Source organism: Sporacetigenium mesophilum DSM 16796, from assembly GCF_059569055.1.
Genome location: NZ_JCANUR010000001.1, coordinates 16,836 through 34,772, shown reverse-complemented (window position 1 = coordinate 34,772; position 17,937 = coordinate 16,836). Strand labels below are relative to the sequence as shown.

Here is a 17,937-nt window from a genome sequence, read left to right as displayed (position 1 = left end):
TTTCTCTAATCTCTTACTCTTTTTTACTATTAGTCTCTTAATGCCCTTGGTTCTTCTGGCTGATAGAATCCCCACCAACAAGCTGAGGCAGATAGTGTTGTAGCTACAAAAGTACATACTATAGCAGCTATTGCAACAAGTTTTTTCATTTAAATTCTCCCCCTTCTTTTGTAAAAATCATTAAAGAAATCATCTATGGTATGCATAGCATTTCTTCCAACATTAGTTAAAGTAATCGTTTGCCAAAATACCCCCAAAACAGTACATATGATTAACTTTAAAAATAACAAATTACTTAAGCTAAAATAAAAGTATGACAATACAAAGCAAATAACAAAGTAAAAATGTAGGGTATTTATTGTCTTTCTTTTAAGTTTTTTTCTTTTTTCTATACTTTTTATAGGTTTAGTTGGAGCTTCTACTGGACATTTTTTTGTTACTATATAATAGGATAATGTAAATACTATTACTGACGATACTATAATCATATTTATATCTATAATTGATATGTATTGGACCAACAGTGCCAGTATTGTAAATGTTATAGTTCCTAGTAATACGCACATACCCGGCGAAGAAGCATGAACTCCACCTGAATTTTTCCTTAAAGTTGAAGATACAATTGAGATTACTATTATTTCAATTAATACTCCAAATATATACCCACAAGCTAAAGTTGCTAATATAGATACAATGGTTTGTATAAGCATAAAAGCACCATATTGTATTATTTCTTTTTGATCATTATCTAAATCTAAGTTACTTGATATCTTACCCGTTATACCCAAAGCTATTTTTTCTGGAGAATACATCTTACGCCTCATATTCTATTTTTCTTTTCTTTTTCACTAATCTTATTAATACTAAAATTAGAGTGAATATAACTAATGTTAACATACTAAGCAGTGAGCTTTGTATACTTTTTTCAAATAAAATCTCTTGTGGAATATTAAGAAGGTTTACACATATATACAAAGTAGCTGAATCACATATAAACAGTATAACCATAGATAAAAGAGATATTTTTATAGACTTAAATAATTCAACCTCGTGCCATTTAGATAATATTCCTATGTAAACCAGAAGGCCTAATATTGTGTGTACTCCAAAATTTATAGGTAAAAGTCTTATTGAATACATAATACTTCCTAATAATGCACCTGAAAGAAGTGTCTTTTTATTATCGACTTTCTTATTTATAATTATATAGCTTGCATAGATAAGCAATATTCCTTCTGGTATAATTCTTAAAAACAATGCTGATATAGGTTGCTCTAACATTAAAATCCCCCTTGGTGTTCGTCTTATTAATTCAAAATCTTACATAACTACCTAAAATTTTAACATATTTTTCATTCTTTTACAATTAAATGTGCGCAATAGTGAAATTTTTCTAAAAAAATACTGCTGCGTTTCCGCAACAGTTTATATGTGTTCTAATATTATATATATTTTCTCATATTTTTCAGTGCATTTTTTTCTATTCTTGAAACTTGAGCTTGAGATATTCCAATTTCATCAGCAACTTCTATTTGAGTTCTTCCTTTGTAAAATCTTAAATCTAAAACTAACTTTTCTCTTCCATTTAATTTCTTTATAGCTTCTTTTAAAGCTATTTCTTGTAGCCAATTTTCATCCGTATCTTTTTTGTCTTGAACCTGATCCATTACGTATATTGCGTCTCCATTGTCTTGGTATACAGGATCAAATAAAGATATAGGATCTTGTATAGCATCTAATGCCATAACTACATCTTCTATTTCTACTCCAAGTTCTTTTGCAACCTCTGATATAGTAGGTTCTTTTGCATTAGTTCTTGTAAGACTTTCTCTTACTTGTAGTGCCTTGTACGCAATATCCTTTAGCGATCTACTAACTCTTATAGGATTGTTGTCTCTTAAATACCTTCTTATTTCTCCTATAATCATCGGGACTGCGTAAGTTGAAAATCTTACATTTTGGCTTAAATCAAAATTATCAATGGCCTTTATAAGTCCTATACAACCTATTTGGAATAAGTCGTCTATGTTTTCACCTCTGTTATTGAACTTTTGTATGACACTTAAGACCAATCTTAAATTACCTCTTACAAACTCTTGTCTAGCTGCTTCATCTCCTCCTTTTACTTTCAAAAGAAGTTCCATCATTTTTGCATTTTTTAAGACAGGTAATTCAGATGTATTTACACCACAAATTTCAACTTTACTGATTTGCACGATTTTCTCAGTCCTCTCTTCAAAAGTATCTGTATGTTTGAATTATATACATATCATGTATTTTTATACTTTTGGCATAGAAATATTTCATGGAAAAATATGCAAATCGTTATATTCTTAATTACTCTTCATTAAGAATTGAGGTATTTCAAGTTCTTCATCATCTTCTTTTTGTACCACACGTTTTTTCAATAAATCTATTAACTTAGTTTCAAAATCTTTTGACTCTATAATTTCAAACAAAGGATTATCCATAGACTTTTTTATACTTTTTATAGCTATATCTTCTTTTTCTATATATAATGAATTGTTGATAATATATATAGTCTTTTGTATAAATTCAACTACAAAATCATTTAAAATATCAAATGCTTCTATCATGGAAGTATTTTTCTGAGACATTTTCATTAACTTATCATTATCTACAATTATTATCATATCTGTATCTTTATTTATTTCCTCTAAGCATTTTTTAAAGTTGTTTTTTCTTACATTTCCCTCAAATCCAAATGGTTTAGTAACTATTCCAAATGTAATTAAATTCTTTTTACTTACAACATTACTTATCTGTGGCAATACTTTACTTGCTGTTCCCCCTCCAAGACCACCTATAAAAAATAAAACATCTTTGTTTTTGATGAACTCATCTATATTAGGTATATCTTTATCTATAACTATTTTATTGTTTATAGGTGAACTAGCCAAAGACTTACTATCATTATCTATATATAAATAATCTGTATTTTTAAAGCTTTTCTCATTTGCCTTTTCAATTATTTTTTGGCCACATCCTCCTATACCTATGATTTCTGTATTTATTATATCTCTCTTAAAATTTTTAGGAGGAGTTAATTTCTTTTTCTTAATATCTTTTTTTTCTTCTATAGGAATTAACTTTTTTATAAATTTTTTAATTATTTTTTCTATAATCATGTAATCCGCCTTCCTTTGTTGATAAAATTCGTTGCGCTCAAAAATTCGCTATATATATTTTTTCTATAAAAAAGCCCTTATTCCTTCAAATTGCAACCAAAAAGCCGTCCCCAAGGAACGGCTTAAATTGACATTTTATACGAATTTTTTCATTTCTTTTTTTAGTCTAGATATGATTTTCTTCTCAAGTCTAGATATATAGGACTGAGATATACCAAGCATTGTAGCCACTTCTTTTTGAGTTCTTTCTCTACCCCTAGTCAACCCAAATCTAAGCTCCATTATTTGTTTTTCTCTGTCGGATAATTTATCCAAAGCCATTACAAGTAAACTTTTATCTACTTCCTCTTCTATAAGTTTATAAGTTTCATCATTTTCTGTACCTAATACATCAGATAATAAAAGTTCATTTCCATCTAAATCAATATTTAAAGGTTCATCAAATGATACCTCAACCTTTTTTCTACTATTTTTTCTTAAATACATAAGTATTTCATTTTCTATACATCTTGAAGCATATGTAGCTAATTTTATATTTTTATCTAATTTAAATGTATTTACTGCCTTTATAAGACCTATAGTACCTATAGATATTAAATCTTCAACATCTAATCCTGTATTTTCAAACTTTCTAGATATATAAACTACTAATCTTAAATTTCTTTCTATAAGTATAGACTTTATACTTTCATCTTTTTCTAACTTTTGCAAAAGATCTTGCTCTTCTTCTGGAGTTAAAGGTGGAGGTAGTATATTAACTCCTCCTAGGTAGTATATCTCTTCATGTTTTACAATTTTAAATTTAACCAAAAGTCCTACAATATAAGTTCTTGCCTTGCTTAAAAAATTTCTAAATAATTTCATTATGCTAATCCCCCCTAAAATATTTACAACAATAAATTAAACATTACAAACACATGGATTCATTATAGCATCATAGTCATCTTTATCAGAAAAGTTAGATAGTCCTAATATTATACTAGAAATTTTACTTCCATCAACTTCAATATAATCTGCTTTTATTCCAAGTACAAAGCCGTTGTCATTTCCTATTTTTCTACAAGGTATAAGGCGAACTCTACTTGATAAATTTATGTCTAGTTCATCTAATAAACTATTTATTTTATCAAAGCTCATATCTCCATAATCATAGTTTAATAACTCTTTAGGAAGTAATTTTTCTAATTTCTTAGCACTTACTATTATTACATCATCTTTAGATATAGGATCTTTAAGCAAGTTGCCGCTATCTAGTAATGCATTAAAGTTAAATATATTGTCTCTAACCTTTACATTTATTTTCTTTTTTAATTCTTTTATCATCTTATGTGATTTTATGTCTTTATAAATTAAGTCTAATATTTTAGAACTTATAAAACACATAAATATAACAAAAGAAACTGTAATATGGCTAATACCTGTGAAGTATATTATAAAGAAGGTGCTACCAGAGATGAAAATATTTACTAAATAAAATATAGATAATACCCTTATATAGCTTTTTACATCTTTATAGCTAAAACATATTAAGGTTATTAAGAAAACTGTTAGAATTTTAAATGGAATAGTGAATAAAATCTCAAATATTGGAAATAAATAAGCTAAGGAATATAATGCTCCTATACTAGCCCCTAATATAGCTTTTTTCCTAGAATGATGCATGTTTAATATCTTTGCAGTAGTACTGATAATTACATAGTTAATTATCAGATTTTCTAATATGTAATACTCTGCATATATAATTTTACAACACCACCTTTATTTTTTTGAATATTATAAATACATTATAATATATGTTTAGTAAGGTATTGTGTCATAATTGAAAGTCGAATATAATATTGTTTCCCCAAAAACAAAGAAAAAAGGAGATAAAATTATCTCCTTCTTCTTAAAAACGTAGGTATCTCTATATCTTCAACCTCTATCGGCCCTTGAGATTGTTGTTGTTGTTGTACTTGTTCTTCATGTCTTTGTTGTTCTGTCTGTTGTTGATTGTAACTTTGTTGCTGACTATAATTTGGTTGTTGGTATTGTTGTTGTTGTTGATATCTATTATTAGTTTCTACAGGTTTTGCCATACTAGGCTTTTTGTTAATATCTAATGACATGTCATGATTTTCATCAAATCCAGTAGAAATAACTGTTATTACTAACTCATCGCCTAATTCTTCTTTAATAGTAGCACCAAATATTATGTTTGCTTCTTCATCACATGATTCTTGAACCAATGTAGATGCTTCGTTTATTTCAAATAATCCTAGGTTTGCCCCACCTGTTATATTAAGAAGTACCCCTTTAGCTCCCTTTATAGATGTTTCTAATAATGGAGATTGTATAGCTTGTCTAGCTGCTTCTATAGCTCTATTTTCACCAGCCGCTCTACCTATACCCATATGTGCCAAACCTTTTTCCTTCATTATAGCTTGTACGTCTGCAAAGTCTAAGTTTATAAGACCTGGAGCTGCTATAAGATCTGATATAGACTCTATACCTTGTTTTAGCACATCGTCAGCTATTGAAAAGGCTTCCAGCATAGATGTATTTTTTTGAACTATTTGTAACAATCTATCGTTAGGTATTGTTATTAAAGTATCAACCTTTGACTTTAATTCCTTTATACCATGTTCTGCATTTTTCATTCTTACTTTACCTTCAAATGCAAATGGTTTTGTTACAACTCCTACTGTAAGTATTCCCATTTCTTTTGCAAGTTGTGCAACAACTGGAGCTGCTCCAGTACCTGTTCCACCACCCATACCTGCTGTTACGAATACCATATCCGCACCTTCAAGAGTTTTTAATATCTCTTCCTTACTTTCTTCCGCTGCTTTTTTACCTACATCAGGATTAGCCCCTGCGCCTAGCCCTCTTGTTGATTTTTCACCTATTTGTATCTTTTGTTCAGCCTTAGATGTATATAAAGCTTGCTTATCAGTGTTTACAGCTATAAATTCAACACCCTTTAATTGAGCTTCAACCATTCTATTTACAGCGTTGTTTCCACCGCCACCTACGCCGATTACTTTAATATGGGCAAAATTGTCCATATCTACGTCAAAGTTTAGCATCTATTTAACCTCCTTATTATAGTCATTTAAAATAAATCTATGTTTTATTATACCATTTTCTACACAAATTTGTTAACATTTAACTAATTCCACGTAAATTTCTAATTTCCTCTTTTTTTATTTACAAAATTATCAACTATATGTCGTCTTATAATAGCAACATTGTCAAATAAACGCCCACCAAAAACTAATATAGCAGCATAATAAAGTGGAACACCAACTCTATCACCTATGTAAGTTAATAACCCTGCAATTAATGCATTTCCAAAAAATCCTGTAGCAAATATAATATTATTATACTTACCATCAAGTCCTGCCCTTATTGCACCGAACACTGAGTCCAAACATGCAAGTATCATAATAGATATATAAAGAGAATAACTTCCTGGATAAGTTACAGGTATATAATATCCTACAGCTACACCTAATGCAAGTCCAACTAAAACCCAAATCATAAATTTCACCCTCTTATTATTTTACTTTATTTTCAGTTAATTTCCAACAAATTTCGGTATTAATACCCTATCAAATTCTTCAACGTCTACGTACAACCCATAAACTTCTTTAAGTAAAGATCCATAACTTCCTGGAGCTTGTACTGATGCATTTAATACTTTTTTATCTCCTATTGCCTTTATTACAAAAGGTTGTCCATATGTAGTTTTATTTATTGTAATAGTAGGTCCTGCACATTTTATTCTACTACTAGCTAACAATCGTTCTCCATTTATTGATATAGCTTCAGCCCCTGCTCCTTTTAAATCATTTATTATTCTAAGTACATCCATATCATGTACTAAAAGGTCATTAGGATTTTGGCCTTCAGTAACATCTTTTTCACTGTCTTTAAGTACAATTTTTATTCCTTGGCCTTCTAAGTCTTCATTCCCTGATATAGCTTTTAAGTTGTTTCTTTCTTCATCTAAAGTATCTCCTAGAGATATATCGTCGTTTTCTACTGCATCTTTATACTTATTTCTTTCATTTTTTGTTTTAGATATAAGATTTTCTAAATTTGTTATTTGAACTTCCTTTGAATCTATTTTATATTCTATATCCTTTATATTTGCCAAGGAAAGATATATATTATTAGGGTCTAAACTCTTTAAATATATAGATATTGTCATTCCAAGCAAAAAACATGAAAACACTACTGACTTTTGTTTTAAATTTTTTATTTTAATAGGTTTTATTTTAATATTCTTATGATTTTTATTTTCCATTTTACACCTCTATATTATTCAACAGGGTTAGCATATTTATATTTTATTTGTTTTGAATATCTAGGTATTTTTATATTTTCTTTTTTTTCTATATCTACTTTTGCGTTATAGTAGTTTTCTATTTCCCATATTACTCCATATTTTAGTTTAAGAGCTGATTCTAACGTATCTGCATTTCCTATTGCCTTTACAATAAAGGGTGGACTTATTGGTGTATCATTTATAAGTAATTTATCACCTGATAATTCTATTGCAGTATTTGCAACTATCCTTTGTTCATTTATTGATATTGCATCAGCTTGAGCTGCATTTAATTTGTTTACTACAGATAACAAAAGCTCATAATTGTATATAAGCATACTTGCATCTGGATTTGATCCTACTCCAATAATTTTCATATTTATACCTTGTCCACTTACATCAGTATATCCACTTAACTCTTCATATCTTTTTATATCTTCATTTATACTTTTCAAAGCTACATCTGAATTAGACTCTGAACTTTTATATTCATTCAACTTATCTTCAAGAGTTTTTAATTCACTTTTTAAGGCATTTTCTTTTTCATTTAACTTGTTTAACTGAGATGCAAGTTGCTGACCTCTTTGTGATGTTGTATATCCCCCTGTTTGCATATTTACAGTTCTTAATTGGATACTTATTAAAAGTCCAAGTAATGTACTTAGTATAATTAAAGCACCAAAAGGCATTTTTCTTTTCAAAACATTTCACTCCCTAATTTGGCTTATATATAGCGTATTTATTATAACTTAAATCTACTGTTCCTGAGCTTATACCCTTAGTTTGTAGATCTGTTAAAACTTGATTCAATGAAGAAAACTTATAATCCATATTCTTTATTTCACCGAAGTCAACAACTATCCCTCTCTTAGTATATATCGTTATGTCTTTTTTATTATTTATTTGTATTTTTTGTATTTCACTAGACATGTCATTTTTACTACAATCATTTAATAAACTTATTACATTACTAGATAATTTTTTATCTCCACTATTTAGTTTTTCTCCTATCATAGCATCTTTAAGGTTTATTCCATTGATAATAGGTATAGAGTTATTAGTTATCTCGTCATCTATTTTAAGTATAGTTCCGTTAGTGTCTATGTAAGCAAAAGACCCCATATAAGGTATTATAGCAGTTTCTCTTATCTCTACAATATTAAAAACTAATTCATTTGGAAATTTTCTTTTTACCTTTACACTTTTTATATATGGATTTTTTTCTAATTTCTTTTCTATTTGACCTATGTTGTATGTAAATATGTTTTTATCTAACTCTATATTTGCACTTTTTATTATAGCTTCTTTATTTAATATGTTTTGTCCAAACATTTTAATATCCTTTACTGTAAAGTTTTCCGTATTTATAAATATATATCCCAAAAGAGCAAAAGAAAATATAGTTACAAATATAACTACACTAGCTTTTTTCTTTATCTTATTTTTATTATTTTTTCTTTTCATAATTATCCCCCCGATAACTTGTCCACTGTTTTTCAAAATAAGAAGGCTTATTAAGCCTTCTTTATATCTGCTCCCAAACTACGAAGTATATTTTCTATATCTTCATATCCTCTTTCTACATGATGGATATCATAAACTTCTGTAGTTCCATCAGCTATAAGACCTGCTAATATTAAAGATGCTCCACCTCTTAAATCAGTAGATTTAACCTTGGCACCTGTAAGTTTATCTACCCCTTTTATTATAGCCACATTATCAGTTACCACTTTTATATTTGCACCCATTCTAATAAGTTCAGGGCAATGCATAAATCTATTTTCAAATATAGTTTCATAGAAAACACTTATACCATCAGATAATGCCATAAGTGTCATAAGCTGTGACTGCATATCTGTTGGGAAACCTGGATGTGGCGAAGTTTTAACTACATCTATAGCTTTTATAGCCTTTGGCGCAACTAAATAAAGCCCTTCCTTTGTGTAGTTTATTTCACATCCTGCTTCTTTTAACTTTGAAACTATAGGATTAACATGGTCGTGTATTACATGTTCAATTTCGATTTTTCCTCCAGTTATTGCTCCAGCTACAAGATATGTTCCTATAGCTATTCTATCAGGTATTATAGAGTGTTCAACTTCATTTAGTTTATTCACACCTTCTATTTCTATAACAGTACTTCCAGCTCCTCTTATTTTTGCACCCATAGCATTTAAGAAGTTTTGCAAATCTTCTATTTCTGGTTCTCTAGCAGCATTGTATATTCTAGTTATTCCATTTGCCTTCGCAGCTGCAAGCATTGCATTTTCAGTTGCCCCAACACTTGGCATGTCGAGGTGAATATCATTTCCAATAAATTTATCTTTATAACAATTCATATAACCGTATTCTTCTTCTATTCTTATACCTAATGCTCCTAGGGCTTTGAGATGTAAGTCTATAGGACGTGACCCAATTCCACATCCACCAGGATAACTTATTTTCGTATATTCAAATCTACCTATCATAGCCCCCATAATTATTATAGAAGCTCTCATTTTTCTTACATATTCTTCTTGAACTTCAACAGAGTTTATATTTGAACTATCTATAATTAGTGTTCCACCTTCATAATGGGCATAACAACCTATACTACTTAATATATCAATCATAACATGAACATCTGATATATTAGGTACGTTGTGAATTACACTTTTTCCTTCATTTAATATAGTCGCTGCCATTATAGGCAAAACTGAATTCTTAGCGCCTTTTAATTTTATACTGCCTTCTAATCTATTACCACCATTGATGATGTATCTATCCAAAAAGGACACCCCCTAGTACAAAGTAGTCTTATAAATTAATTATAATATTTAATATTATGTACTAAGGGGAACATGTGTTACCTTTTTATATTTACTTTTTCTTTTTTATCCCTATAACTTTAGGTTCTTCTTTATGTTCATCAACATTTTCAGTTGTTTTTTTATCTTCTACTATCTTTTCTTTTTTAACTTTCTCATGTTTTTGATTAGCCTTATAAACTTCCATTATTTCTTTGTATATAAGATTTAGAGCATCTGGCTTACCTATAGATCTACTTGCATTTTCCATTCCTATTAAAGCTTCTCTATCACCTAATAATCTAAATACAGTTTCATTTAAATGTTGTGGTGTTAATTCTTTTTCAAGTATAGCAACGCCAGCACCACTTTTTTCTAAACTTCTTGCATTGTATTCTTGGTGATTTTCAGCAGTATATGCCTTAGGTATTATTATAGATGGCTTACCCATAGCAGTTATTTCAGCTAAAGATATAGCTCCTGCACTACCTATAACAATATCTGATGCTGCAAGTGCACTTGCCATATCGTCTAAATATGGAACTATCTTTTGGTACGGTTTTAGACTTACATCTCCCATAGCTTCCATAAAGTCTTCATAGTGGTATTTTCCTGTAGCATGTATAAATGCTATATCTTCATTTATAAGATTTAATATAACAGTTTTCATAGCTTCATTTATTTTTCTAGAACCACCACTACCTCCAGCGCATAAAACCATTTTTTTATCTTCACTTATACCTAGTTTTCTTCTAGCTGAATTTTTTCTAGTAGTTAGTATTTCTTTTCTAACAGGGTTACCTGTTAAAAATAATTTATGTTGAACATCAGGACTAAATCTTTTGTGAGAATCTTCAAAACTAGTTAAAACTTTTGTAACCATTTTAGATAGTATTTTATTAGTTACACCTGGAAATGAGTTTTGCTCATGTATTATAGTTGGGAACTTATTTATAGATGAATTAAATAAAACAGGTCCACTAACATACCCACCAGTTCCTATAACAACATCTGGCTTAAATTTTTTAACCACTTTTCTAGATTCTTCCAATCCCTTAACTAACTTAAATACTCTTTTTACATTGTCTAAATCTATCTTTCTTTTAAATCCTTGTACTGTAACTGTAGCCAACTTATATCCATACTTAGGAACTATTTCAGCTTCTATTCCATTTTTAGTTCCTACAAATAAAATTTCTGCATCTGGATTTTCTTCTTTTATTTTATTAGCGATGGCTATAGCAGGATAGACGTGACCGCCAGTACCTCCACCAGAAATTAAAACTCTCATTTTACCATCTCCTGTCTAATTCATTTTGACACTTCTTGAAATACTGAGAATTATACCTATTGCAGACATAAATATTATAAGTGATGTACCACCATAACTTATAAATGGAAGGGCGACACCTGTAACAGGCATAGACGAAGTTGCAACAGCTATATTTAAAGCTGCTTGTATTCCTATTTGTGCAGCTATACCAATAACTAACATACAAGAAAATACGTCAGGACATCTAAGTGCTATCCTAACACATCTGTATACCAGAAATACGAACAACATTATAACTATAATACATCCAATCAATCCTAATTCTTCTCCTATTATCGCAAATATAAAGTCATTTTGTGGCTCTGGTATGTAAAAATATTTTTGTCTACTTCTTCCAAGACCAAGTCCAAATAACCCTCCAGATCCTAGTGCATATAAAGACTGTATAACTTGATATCCTGATCCTAATGGATCTTGAAAAGGATCAAGAAATGCAGTAACACGCTTTAATCTATATGGTGCCATTGCAACCATTACTGCAAACAATCCTATCCCTGCACCAAACATTGAATAGACAACTTTTAGGTCCATTCCAGCAACAAATAACATTACAAATGTAGCCATTACTATTGTACCTGCAGTAGATAAGTTAGGCTGAACTATTATAAGCCCAAAGAAAAGTAGTGGGACTAAAAGTGTTGGTCCAACTCCTTTAATCAATAACTTTATCTTATCGTAATTTTTTTCTATAATTTTTGCAGTAAATATTATAGATACAAATTTTGCTATTTCAGCTGGCTGTATAGTAAAACTACCTACGCCAAGCCATCTTTTAGCACCGTATATTCTAACTCCTAGTGGTGTTAAAACCAAAAGTAATAACACTACTGAAACTATAAGAAGAACATTTGAGTATTTTTCTAATTTTCTATAGTGTATATTTGATGTAAACATCATTGCAATAAATCCTAAAGTTGCATATATTAAATCTCTTTTTAAAAAATAATACGGATCATTTAACTTAAATTTCGATTGAACAAAACTTGCACTAAAAACCATTACGATTCCTATGAAAACTAATATTAAAGTTGTATAAAATACGTAATTGTCATGACCTTTGTTTATCCCCCTGATACGTGCTTTCGCAGCTTCCTTAGTCATTTACAGACCCCCATTCCCTACACTTATAAAAAAATTATAAACTTTCTACATTGTTTTTAAAGTCCATACCCCTTGTTTCGAAATTAGGATACATATCCCAGCTAGCACAAGCAGGTGATAATAACACTACATCTCCTGGCACTGCCAATGAATATGATTTTGCTACAGCTTCCTTCATATTATTTACTCTATAGCAGTCAAAAAATCCTTCTTTATTGGCTGTTTTTTCTATTTTCTCTGCTGTTTCCCCAAGTAACACCAAAGCTTTAACTCCACCATTAAAAGATTTCACCATATCTGTAAAGTCACTGTATTTATCCATACCGCCTGCTATTAATATTATCGGTCTATCGTAAGATTCAATTGCCTTTATTGTTGAATCTGGATTAGTTCCTTTAGAGTCGTTTACAAACATTATATTATTAATTTCTTTTACAAATTCTAATCTATGTTCAACTCCGCCAAATGTTTTTAGAACTTTTTTTATAACTTCTAATTCTACACCTAAAACAAAACTCATACCTATGGCAGAGAGTGCATTTTCTAAGTTATGATTTCCAGGTATACTTATTTCACTTTTATTCATTAATTTAATACTTTCATCATTTAATTTTATTATTATATCTCCATTTTCATCAACAAAAATGCCTTCTTCTAATTGTACTTTTCTAGAGAAATATATAACGTTAGAATTACATCTATCTTTTAAATTTCTAACTATTTCGTCGTCGTAATTTAATATAGTATAATCTGTTTTTTCTTGATTTTTAAATATATTAGCTTTTGCATCTATATAGTTTTCCATAGTATGATGTCTATTTAAATGATCTTCAGTAATATTTAATATAGCAGATACCTTTGGTCTAAAACTATTTACACTTTCCAATTGAAAACTACTAAGTTCTGTAATCAAAAATGAATTTTCATTAGCGATATCTACAACGTCTATAACAGGAGTTCCTATGTTTCCTACAACATAAGTATCTCTATCTGAAGATTTGTATATTTCTCCAACCAAACTTGTTGTTGTAGTTTTTCCATTAGTTCCAGTTATACCTATAAAAGTAGGGTTCTTTGATAATCTATAAGACAATTCAACTTCACCTATAACTTCTATATTTTCATTGTATAATTTTTTTATAAAAGGTAAGTCTAATGGAACACCAGGTGATACAACTGCTAAATCAATATTAGATACATCATCTAAGTGAGTTCCAAGTACATATTCTACATTTTTTAATTCTTTTAGATCATTTAATACATCAGATAATTGATCTTTAGTCTTTATATCATTTACAATTACTTTTGAACCTAAACTTACTAATTTTTTTATAGCTGATACGCCAGTTTTTGCCAATCCTACAAGTAATACTGATTTGTTGTTAAATTCCATATTGTATTCACCCCTCTTAGAAATTCGCTATGCTCAATTAAAATAATGCTATTATACTTATCCAAGCAAGTAATATAGTTACCATATAAAATCTATTAACTACTTTAATTTCAGGCCATCCACATTGTTCAAAGTGATGGTGAAGTGGAGCCATTTTAAATATTCTTTTACCTGTTAATTTGAAATAGCTAACTTGCATTATAACTGATAATGTTTCTGCAAAATATATTCCACCTACAATAGGTATAATAAGTATAGAGTTAGTAAGTATAGCTGCTGCAACAACAGCTCCACCTAAAGCCATTGATCCTGTGTCCCCCATAAATATCCTAGCTGGATATGAGTTAAATCCTAAGAAACCTAGACATGCTCCAACTACTGCTGCACATAACACAGCTACATCTGTATTTCCATATCTAGATGCAAGGAACATAAAGAATGCCATAACTATCAAAGTAACTCCCGATGCCAATCCATCTAATCCATCTGTTAAGTTTGCAGCATTAACTACTGCTATTATTACAAATACCATAAAAGGAATATACCAGTTACCTATGTCTATAACATAATCAGTAAAAGGCACAACTAATTGTGATGCATTTGGTGAAGCAGTATATTGATAATAAGCTACAAATGTAGCTAAAGCTAACTGTAGTATTATCTTTTGATAAGCTCTAAGTCCTAAAGATCTTTTCATAACTATTTTTATATAGTCATCTAAAAACCCTACAAACCCAAACCCTCCTATACACACAAGTCCTACAATTATATCACTATTTACGTCGCTTCTTGTAAGACAAGTCAAAAGTATAGCAACTATCATTATCAATCCGCCCATAGTAGGTGTTCCGTTTTTTGATAAATGTGTTTGTGGACCATCTTCTCTTACTGTTTGACCGAACTTAAATCTAGTAAGCATTGGTATAAATATTGGTCCTAATATAAGCACTATTGCAAATGCCACTATTGCTGTATACATTAGTTCTGATATTCCTAGCATAATTATTCAATCTCCTCTCCCTTAGTTAGCTAATTCCTGTTGTTAAGATACTGAACTATCTCTTCCATTTTCATTCCTCTTGATCCTTTTACTAACACGACATCATTATCTTTTATAATATTGTCAATGTTATTTATTGCTTCATCGCGAGTTGAAAAATGATATACATTGTTTTCATTTAGACCTTTATCTATTGCTTCATGTCCTATGAATTTTGAATTTTCCCCAACAGTTATTAATATGTCAGTTTTGCCAATTGAGTGACTACCTACTAATCTATGACCATATTCTGCAATATCTCCCATTTCAAACATATCTCCAAGTATTGCTACTTTTCTTTCCTTATATCTTCCTAATATGTCAAGAGCAGCCTTCATAGAATCTGGGCTAGCATTGTAAGCATCGTTTATTATAGTTAGTTTTTCATTTTTTATAATATCTAATCTCATTTTTGTAGCCTTATAATTTCTTAGTCCTTCTTTTATTTCATCTATTGAAAGTCCTAAGTTAATTCCCACAAGTATTCCAGCCATAGCATTGTATATATTATGTTTTCCTATTGTCGGTACAAAAAATGTTTCTTCTACATTTTCTATAACGCATTTAAAAGTTATATCTGTATCGTTCATAATATAATCACTACAGTATATAGTATTGTCTTTTTCAAATCCAAAAGTCTTTAAATTGTAATTAACATTTTTTTCTTTTAAAGTTCCTAAAAATTTGTCGTCTCCATTTACAATTAATGTATTTTGTGGACCAAAATTTTCAGTTATCTCCATTTTTGATTTGAATATACCTTCTTGTGATCCTAAATTTTCGATATGAGAAAGTCCTATATTTGATATAACTCCTATTTGTGGATTAACTGTATTTGCTAAATATTTTATTTCTCCAAAATTCGACATTCCCATTTCTATTATAGCACATTCATGTTTATCATTTAAATTAAATAACGTCAAAGGAACTCCTATATGGTTGTTAAAGTTACCTTCGTTTTTTAATGTGTTCAATTTATTAGATAAAGTAGCAAATATCATATCCTTAGTAGTAGTTTTTCCTACACTTCCTGTAACACCTATAAATGGTATTTCAAATTTTGATTTATAATACTTTGCTATATGAGCAAGAGCAAAAGTTGTATCTTCTACCTCTATTAAATTTATGTCCTGAAATTGTAATTTTATGCTATTACTTTTGTTTTTTATAAATGTTTTACATCCATTTTCATAGGCGCTATTTATGAACTTATGTCCATCTAAATTTTCACCTATTATAGCTATAAAAACATCTCCTAATTTTGCTTTTCTACTGTCAATAACAACGTTGTTTATTATATCTGTATCATTTCCACATAAAAGACTTCCATTTGTAGCAATTACTAATTCTTTAATAGTTAACTTCATATTATACCTCCTTTAGACAATTTGTAGCTATTTCTTTGTCGTCAAAATGGTATTTGGTTTTTCCTATTATTTGATAATTTTCATGACCTTTACCTGCTATTATAACTACATCGCCTTTTTTAGCTTTTTTTATAGCTCTTTCTATAGCTTCTTTTCTATCTATAACAACTTCAAAGTTTTCTTTTTCTTTGTCAAGTCCAGTTAATATATCTTCTATTATAGCTTTTGGATCTTCAGTTCTTGGATTATCTGAAGTTACCATACAATAATTTGAATAGTTTTGAGCTATTGAACCCATAACAGGTCTCTTAGTTTTATCTCTATCTCCACCACAACCAAAAACTGTTATTATATCTCCTTTTGCAAATCCTTGTGCTGTTTTTAAGATATTTTCAAGTGCATCTGGTGTGTGAGCATAATCGACAATAACACTTATTTCTTTGTCATTTGGAACACTTTCAAATCTACCAGCAACTCCTTTAGTGCTTTGGAATCCTTGTACTATAATCTCCTTAGATATTCCTAGCAAATAAGCTGATGCTACAACTGCTAAAGAATTATATACTGTAAATTTTCCAGGAACTGGTACATACATTGTTGTTTCGTAAGTTGGAGTAACCAAAGTATATTTTACTCCTTTGTAGTCTATGTGTATATCTTTGGCATAAAAATCAGCCTCATTATCTATACCGTAAGTATAAACAGGAGTTTTTAAGCTTTTTACATTTTCATATATTTTTTTGCCGCCTTCATCATCTATATTTATAATGTTAGCCAAAGTAGTTTTATAAAATAACTTTTCTTTTGCTTTTCTATATTCATCTAAATTTTTGTGGAAATCTAAGTGATCTGGAGTTAAGTTAGTAAATATGCCTAGTTTAAATTCACTATCATCAACTCTATTTAATTCTAATGAATGAGATGAAACCTCCATAGCACAATATCTACATCCGCTATTTAGCATTTCTTTGAAGTATCCTTGAAGGTCTATACTTTCTGGAGTTGTTGAACTTGATTCTATTTCTTTTTCTCCTATTGCTATTTTAATAGTACCTATAAGGCCTATTTTTTCACCATTTAAGTTCAATATATCTTTTAAATAATTTGTTATACTAGTTTTACCGTTTGTCCCAGTAACACCAATTACATTTAACTCTTTAGTTGGATTATTGTAAAAGTTATCCGCAACAGATGCCATAGCACGTCTACTGTCATCTACTTTTATAAATGTATATCCTTCTACATAAATATCTTCTTCAACAATGTATGCTATAGCTCCTTTATCAAGGGCACTTTGTATAAAATCATGTCCGTCAACATTAAACCCTCTAACACATACAAATAATCCATTAGGACCTACTTTTCTTGAATCATATTGAACATTATCTATTTGTATATCTAAATTACCTTTTATGTCTACTATATCTAAATTTTTTATTATATCTTTAAGTAACATA

Annotated in this window: 19 protein-coding genes; all 19 read right to left on the bottom strand. The window is 29.4% G+C overall.

The window, feature by feature from the left end:
• Positions 1–29: 29 nt before the first annotated feature.
• Positions 30–149: a cyclic lactone autoinducer peptide gene (locus BS62_RS00160; RefSeq protein WP_496489211.1), complete on the bottom strand. Its 120-nt coding sequence runs from the start codon at positions 147–149 to the stop codon at positions 30–32.
• Complete coding sequence (locus BS62_RS00155; protein WP_496489210.1) at positions 150–812, bottom strand: accessory gene regulator ArgB-like protein; 663 nt, start codon at positions 810–812, stop codon at positions 150–152.
• Between the two features lies 1 nt (position 813).
• Positions 814–1,281 (bottom strand): hypothetical protein, encoded by a 468-nt coding sequence (locus tag BS62_RS00150; RefSeq protein ID WP_496489209.1) that lies wholly within the window; start codon positions 1,279–1,281, stop codon positions 814–816.
• A gap of 161 nt (positions 1,282–1,442) precedes the next feature.
• A complete protein-coding gene (gene sigG / locus BS62_RS00145; RefSeq protein WP_490140269.1) occupies positions 1,443–2,216 on the bottom strand; it encodes an RNA polymerase sporulation sigma factor SigG in 774 nt (257 codons plus the stop codon).
• A gap of 117 nt (positions 2,217–2,333) precedes the next feature.
• A complete protein-coding gene (locus BS62_RS00140; protein ID WP_496489208.1) occupies positions 2,334–3,149 on the bottom strand; it encodes an FtsZ/tubulin family protein in 816 nt (271 codons plus the stop codon).
• A gap of 135 nt (positions 3,150–3,284) precedes the next feature.
• Complete coding sequence (gene sigE, locus BS62_RS00135) at positions 3,285–4,013, bottom strand: RNA polymerase sporulation sigma factor SigE (RefSeq protein WP_496489207.1); 729 nt, start codon at positions 4,011–4,013, stop codon at positions 3,285–3,287.
• Positions 4,014–4,049: 36 nt separating this feature from the next.
• On the bottom strand, positions 4,050–4,889 hold the full coding sequence (locus BS62_RS00130) for a sigma-E processing peptidase SpoIIGA (protein ID WP_496489790.1): 840 nt from the start codon (positions 4,887–4,889) through the stop codon (positions 4,050–4,052).
• Between the two features lie 134 nt (positions 4,890–5,023).
• On the bottom strand, positions 5,024–6,217 hold the full coding sequence (gene ftsZ, locus BS62_RS00125; RefSeq protein WP_496489206.1) for a cell division protein FtsZ: 1,194 nt from the start codon (positions 6,215–6,217) through the stop codon (positions 5,024–5,026).
• 101 nt (positions 6,218–6,318) lie between these two features.
• A complete protein-coding gene (locus BS62_RS00120; RefSeq protein WP_496489205.1) occupies positions 6,319–6,672 on the bottom strand; it encodes a small basic family protein in 354 nt (117 codons plus the stop codon).
• Positions 6,673–6,708: 36 nt separating this feature from the next.
• Positions 6,709–7,440: a DUF881 domain-containing protein gene (locus BS62_RS00115; protein ID WP_496489204.1), complete on the bottom strand. Its 732-nt coding sequence runs from the start codon at positions 7,438–7,440 to the stop codon at positions 6,709–6,711.
• A gap of 14 nt (positions 7,441–7,454) precedes the next feature.
• Complete coding sequence (locus BS62_RS00110) at positions 7,455–8,162, bottom strand: DUF881 domain-containing protein (protein ID WP_496489203.1); 708 nt, start codon at positions 8,160–8,162, stop codon at positions 7,455–7,457.
• Positions 8,163–8,175: 13 nt separating this feature from the next.
• Complete coding sequence (locus BS62_RS00105; protein WP_496489202.1) at positions 8,176–8,925, bottom strand: cell division protein FtsQ/DivIB; 750 nt, start codon at positions 8,923–8,925, stop codon at positions 8,176–8,178.
• 50 nt (positions 8,926–8,975) lie between these two features.
• Positions 8,976–10,229 (bottom strand): UDP-N-acetylglucosamine 1-carboxyvinyltransferase, encoded by a 1,254-nt coding sequence (gene murA, locus BS62_RS00100; protein ID WP_496489201.1) that lies wholly within the window; start codon positions 10,227–10,229, stop codon positions 8,976–8,978.
• A 91-nt stretch (positions 10,230–10,320) separates the two neighbouring features.
• Entirely contained in the window at positions 10,321–11,538 is a 1,218-nt protein-coding gene (murG, locus tag BS62_RS00095; protein ID WP_496489200.1) for an undecaprenyldiphospho-muramoylpentapeptide beta-N-acetylglucosaminyltransferase, read from the bottom strand.
• A 15-nt stretch (positions 11,539–11,553) separates the two neighbouring features.
• On the bottom strand, positions 11,554–12,681 hold the full coding sequence (gene spoVE / locus BS62_RS00090; RefSeq protein ID WP_496489199.1) for a stage V sporulation protein E: 1,128 nt from the start codon (positions 12,679–12,681) through the stop codon (positions 11,554–11,556).
• A gap of 34 nt (positions 12,682–12,715) precedes the next feature.
• Positions 12,716–14,074 carry a UDP-N-acetylmuramoyl-L-alanine--D-glutamate ligase gene (murD, locus tag BS62_RS00085; protein WP_496489198.1) on the bottom strand — a complete coding sequence of 453 codons (1,359 nt, stop codon included), beginning with the start codon at positions 14,072–14,074 and terminating at the stop codon, positions 12,716–12,718.
• 37 nt (positions 14,075–14,111) lie between these two features.
• Entirely contained in the window at positions 14,112–15,077 is a 966-nt protein-coding gene (mraY, locus tag BS62_RS00080; protein WP_496489789.1) for a phospho-N-acetylmuramoyl-pentapeptide-transferase, read from the bottom strand.
• A 26-nt stretch (positions 15,078–15,103) separates the two neighbouring features.
• Positions 15,104–16,480: a UDP-N-acetylmuramoyl-tripeptide--D-alanyl-D-alanine ligase gene (locus BS62_RS00075; RefSeq protein ID WP_496489197.1), complete on the bottom strand. Its 1,377-nt coding sequence runs from the start codon at positions 16,478–16,480 to the stop codon at positions 15,104–15,106.
• A 1-nt stretch (position 16,481) separates the two neighbouring features.
• Positions 16,482–17,936, bottom strand: a complete 1,455-nt coding sequence (locus tag BS62_RS00070; RefSeq protein ID WP_496489196.1) for a UDP-N-acetylmuramoyl-L-alanyl-D-glutamate--2,6-diaminopimelate ligase — start codon at positions 17,934–17,936, stop codon at positions 16,482–16,484.
• Position 17,937 lies beyond the last annotated feature (1 nt).